This window comes from Cellvibrio chitinivorans, from assembly GCF_035117775.1.
Taxonomy (GTDB): Bacteria; Pseudomonadota; Gammaproteobacteria; order Pseudomonadales; family Cellvibrionaceae; genus Cellvibrio; species Cellvibrio chitinivorans.
Map to the genome: position 1 here is coordinate 21772 of NZ_JAYKKN010000010.1, position 5042 is coordinate 26813.

The 5042-nt window shown below is 37.6% G+C and carries 2 protein-coding genes; one reads left to right on the forward strand and one right to left on the reverse strand.

What is annotated here, in order from left to right; genetic code table 11:
• Nucleotides 1–3 precede the first annotated feature (3 nt).
• Nucleotides 4–3342, forward strand: a complete 3339-nt coding sequence (gene gapS6b, locus SPL68_RS17720) for a GapS6b family protein (protein WP_323816507.1) — start codon at nt 4–6, stop codon at nt 3340–3342.
• Nucleotides 3343–3481: 139 nt separating this feature from the next.
• Here gapS6b and SPL68_RS17725 read toward each other — a convergent pair whose 3' ends face one another.
• Nucleotides 3482–4678: a glycosyltransferase gene (locus SPL68_RS17725; protein ID WP_323816508.1), complete on the reverse strand. Its 1197-nt coding sequence runs from the start codon at nt 4676–4678 to the stop codon at nt 3482–3484.
• Between the last annotated feature and the right edge of the window lie 364 nt (nt 4679–5042).

Consider the following 5042-nt stretch of genomic DNA (forward strand, 5'->3'; position numbering starts at 1 on the left):
CACATGTCGGACAGTATTTATCAAAATAATAATCGAGTTGTTAATGGAAGTATCGTCGGTGGCGATCTAACTATTAATCAAGCAGTTTCACCAAAAATGATTATAGGGCCAATACAAAATATATTGACCTATATAAGACATCGCAATCCTAATGTAGCACAAGAAGTATTGGATATTCTGCTTTCCACCTCCCATCTTGATAGTCAAACAAAAGGAGTTTTGGATGTATTGGCAATACTCATTGCCGTTGCTAGAAGTAACCCTCCAGAAAATGCATATTCTAAAGTAATGAACTTTCTTGGTGGTGGCCTTGAGTCAATATGCTCAGATATAGCCTGTTCTGCATTAATGCGCCTCGATATATCTAATCGTCGCCTAGCAGATGCGAAGAGTCGTTATGAAAAAATAGAATCACCGGCGAGCTACTGCCAAGAAGTGTTTTTTGAATATGTGGCTGATCAGAAATCACTAGAAGATTGTCTTGATAATGCACATCAATTTTCTGAAGCTGTACTTTGTGGAGTTGCCAGAGGGCTGCTCAGGTGTGAAAGTTATGATTTGGCTCTATCCGTTAGTGAAAAGTTAAATTCAATATATCCTTGCTTTAATAGCAAAATTATCCAGCTTATTGTCAAATGCGCTAATCTCAATAAAAACTTATATCCAACCCATTACTGGTTAACAAGCAACTCCAATAGAAAAGAAATTAGAGCGTTAGCCGATGAGACTACTCTTTTAATCGAAGAATGTAAGGGTATGGATTATCGTGCAGTGGGCCAGGCATATGCATTTTTGAATTATTTGCATGGTGACCATAAAGAACTAATTAACGTATGTTGGAGCTATATAACGAATATAGAGGCATTGAATAAAGAGTTTTCCTTCTATTTGCGCGCCACAATGGAAAAAGATTTTGAAGATGGAGAGGGTGTTTTATACGATATGAAAAAATCGGAAAATGATTTTTCATATCGTAAATCTCTCATTCAACGTTTAAGCGAAAGCGAAGAATTATCTACCGAAGAGGCTATTTTATTTGGCCATATCGCCGATAGTAAAGTTGTTAGAGATTGGGTGGGTCGAGGCGGCGTTGTAGCTACCAAAAGCGATTTGGAGCGGGATTTTATTGCAATTGAGCTAAAATGTTACGCCCATGACGGAACTAGGAGATCTAAGGAGGAAATTAAGAATTCTGTAGAAACTTTTTTAATCCATCAAAAAGGAAATTTCCATAATTTAAATCTTCCCAAGTTGTATGATTTAACGACTAGGCTTCTTGATATCAATTTGGCTCATCAAGTAGCTGTTCTGCTGCAACCAATCATTCCGCAAATAGATTTGTGGCCATCGCCAATAGTTAAAAATTATGTTCGTGCTTTGTTGGAAAGTGATCAACTGGCAACCCTCAAGAATATAGTATCGGAAATAAGCCAGGGTGATTGGGATGTTTATATTTGGCAGATAAAAGCCAGGCAGCTTGATCTAGTTGATGACAAGTCAGGCGCTATAGCAGCTATTGAGTCAGCGCTTAAGTTGTCACCATTATCTCTACAGTGTTGGCATCATTGGTTGCTTTTGAATAAGCGTAACAGTATTCGAAATGAACAATATTCAAAATTATTAGGGGAAATCCCTGATGACATTTTTGCTCATAGGTTTAAGTCTCAGCTCGCTTGGCAAATACTCTACGAGCTTTCAATGAATGGGGAGTTTTCCAGGGCAGAAAGAATTATTGTAAATTGGTTTATTCATGATCCAGATTTGTGCGCTAAAGCAATTACGAATTTTCATTTTTCTAGATCATTTGCTGGCGGCGATGAAGCTGTCGATGCTGTTGCAGCCACAACAGAGCATTGTTTAGGTGGATATCAATATACAATTAATGGAAAATCATATCTTAAATTGATTGTTCAAGGAGTGGATAGCAACCACTCTTGCATTCTAGATAGCGCGTCCAGGTTGGGTAATATTTTACAGGAGCTAAAAGTTGGCGAATCAAAGCAAAATGGAATGCAAGATATAAAACTGCTAGAGACTCTGCCGCCATATGTAGCTGTATTTAGATTGTCCTTAGAGTTAAGGCAGGCAAACAATGATGGAAGCGATTGCTTCCACTCATTCTCATTGCCTGAAGATCCAGAGGAAATGATTCGCGAACTGGAAAAGAAAATACAGGCTACGGATGATAGAAGTAAACAGCAATTGATTTATGAAAACCCGCAGTTTCCTCTTTTTCTAAAGGGGCATGCCATGGGAAGTGGCTGCCCTGTTCATTCTGCTTTGCATCATTTAACAAATAAAAATTCTGTTAAATTGCCTTTGCCAACTGTTGGAGAAATGCAGCTAAAAGGCATCATAATAGATATCTATGCTGCGACCTATCTTGGTTTGACAGGCCTGATTCACGGATTTATTGAATCGAAAGTCGAATTTACTATTACTGCTGAAACTAGAGCTTACCTAATAGATTTTGTGCGGCAGGTGACAAGCGATGACTATATGCGAATTGGCGTTACAAATGAAGGAAAGCTATGGCGTGTAATTTCTGACGAAGTTCAGCCGCAGATAGAGGAGGTGTTGCTTTCGATTAACTATATTCTTGAGTATGCAAAAAACGTTTCGCCAAAGTTAGTTGATATGCCACCTAGCATAATACAAATTGAAGATGCGTTAGATGGATCTACATATTCAAGTTTACGATTATCAATAACTAATGATTTACCTTGGCTATGTATTGATGAAGCATTTGCGCAGCTTTCCTTTAAATCAGGCTATAGAGTTATAAACGCGAGAGAGTTTTTTTCAACGATAGGAGCAGCTATTGAAATAAGAAAAAAATTACCTGGCTTGTATCATCATGTTTGTTCTGGATTGCCATACCCTCTGACCTATGAAGAAATTATTCAAATGGCAAGTTTGGATGATGAACATGTGCACTATTATCTTGCAGAAATACTATCTATGTACCCGAATGCACATGCAGATATTAATTCTGCTGTTGAGCATTTAAGTAGAGTTGTTATTCTGACTTTGGTAAAGGCTTATGTTAATGGAGAAATTTTGAATGGACTGCGAGTCGATAATCCTAAAAATAATGGCTATGCAGAAAGAGTTTTTAACGTTTGTTGTTTTATTTCCATGCAGGTTAAGAATGATTTAAATGCAGAAAGAAAATTGGCTTTTTTGCTTTTTACTCTTATTAATAGGCTTCATGATGCAGGTGACATGATACAGATTGTAAAAATATTAGGCTCGCACTTTATTTCAGGGCATTTCTTAAATTTTGAGGAAGTAAATGCGGGGGTTAGAGATTACAGTCTAAAAAATGGATTCAACACCTAAAATCTGCCTTATTATTTAGCTGGAATTAGTTTACAACTACTTTCGGGATTATGATCCGAGTATTGGAGGAAGGTTAGGGGCAGTTTTTGCATCTCCGCGATGATTCATTAAATCAAGTTTTTTTGATTTATCTAGGTAGCTAGAAAATGAAGCTACGTATTTTATTATAAATCTCTTGGTGAACCGAGGCCGAATCAATTTTGAATTTTGTTTCGGCGTAATACTTTGCGTTATCAGAATACTTCGAGGTTGAGAAAAAACTTGAAAGCGAATTACGAATTTCAATTGGTGAGTCGTTTCTATTTATTATAATACCAATGCCCCAATCTATCACTTTGCTGGTGATGTAATATTGCTCAGCCTGTGTAGGGACAAGAATTAATGGAATTCCACGGGAAAGTGCATTATTTACTACTCCTTGACCACCATGACAAATAATAGCGGTAGCATCTCTACTTGCAGCAGTGAAATCGAATGGAATATTGGTTACATTCAAGGAAGAATTTGAAAATTCCATTATCTCATCTTCTTTACCTCCTGAGTAAAAGCATAGTGTTCTGGCTTCCAAAGATGCAAGAGTTTTTAAAATGGTCTTGGAGCGAGGATCTCGGTGTTTCAAATAGGCGATAGATTTTTTACATAGCCCGGGCTTCCAATGTGGTTTTCTATTACTAATAGAGGCAGATAATGCTGCGCCACAATAGGTTGTGTTTACACGGGAGTCACAAAAATAATCTGTTTCACTGTAACCGGATAGGTATGTTGCATCTGCAGTAAAAAGATCTCCGATTGCTTGTATGGCGGGAGATAGATACTCGCGTTTTACTAAATTTATATTTCTAATAACCGCTTGATGAATATCGTTTGCTCGGTGTTCGTCAAATCCAATACCTGGCGTTAGATTAATGACGGAGCTTCCAGGGGGTGGGGTTAGATAAGGGTTACCAATAATTATTTTGGGGGTAGTTAAGCCGGATGCTGCAAGTAACGCAGTAGGTGCATAGTCAAATAAAATCACATCTGGATTAATGGCTTCAAAAATAGTTAACCATGCATCAGAAAGGATCCTCAGGTGACGGTGAGAATCATAACCTTTATAAAATAGAATCTCCGCAAAAGACGATGCTTTAAGCGACAAAGGGTTTGCTTGAAGACAAATAGGTGCTTGAATAAATTTAACGTTACTGGGCCACTCAATTTTACTGGTAGCTGATAAATTTTTAGATACCACGAAAAAGTGGATAGGATCTTCAGAAAATTGTTTCGTTAAGGCAAGAATTTTTCCGAGGTATCCATAGTCCTCGCCTAGCTCCCAACAAAATAGAATTTTACGCATACGAATTATCTTATTTAAATGTATTTAATTGGACGAGTTGGTCAAATAATTAGGTTCCGCGCCTAAATACTAACTTTCAATTGTGTATATATTGGCCTTGACGCTAGAAGTGTTGCTGCTCTAGAATTGGCGCAAAAATATGCAAAGTGCTGCTTCGCTGCTCCAATTCTAGTTCCCTCCTTAATAGTGGTGATTAATAGGAAGTTGATCGCGAGCCTCATAATTTTATGTAATTTTAATTTCCCCTACCAAGCTCGTCTGTTTACAGCTTAATAGGGTGTTCGTTATTTCTGGATGAATGACGGCGGGAATTATCCCTGTTCGTCTGATGCAATAATTAATTATAAAGAACATGGGTTTAAGG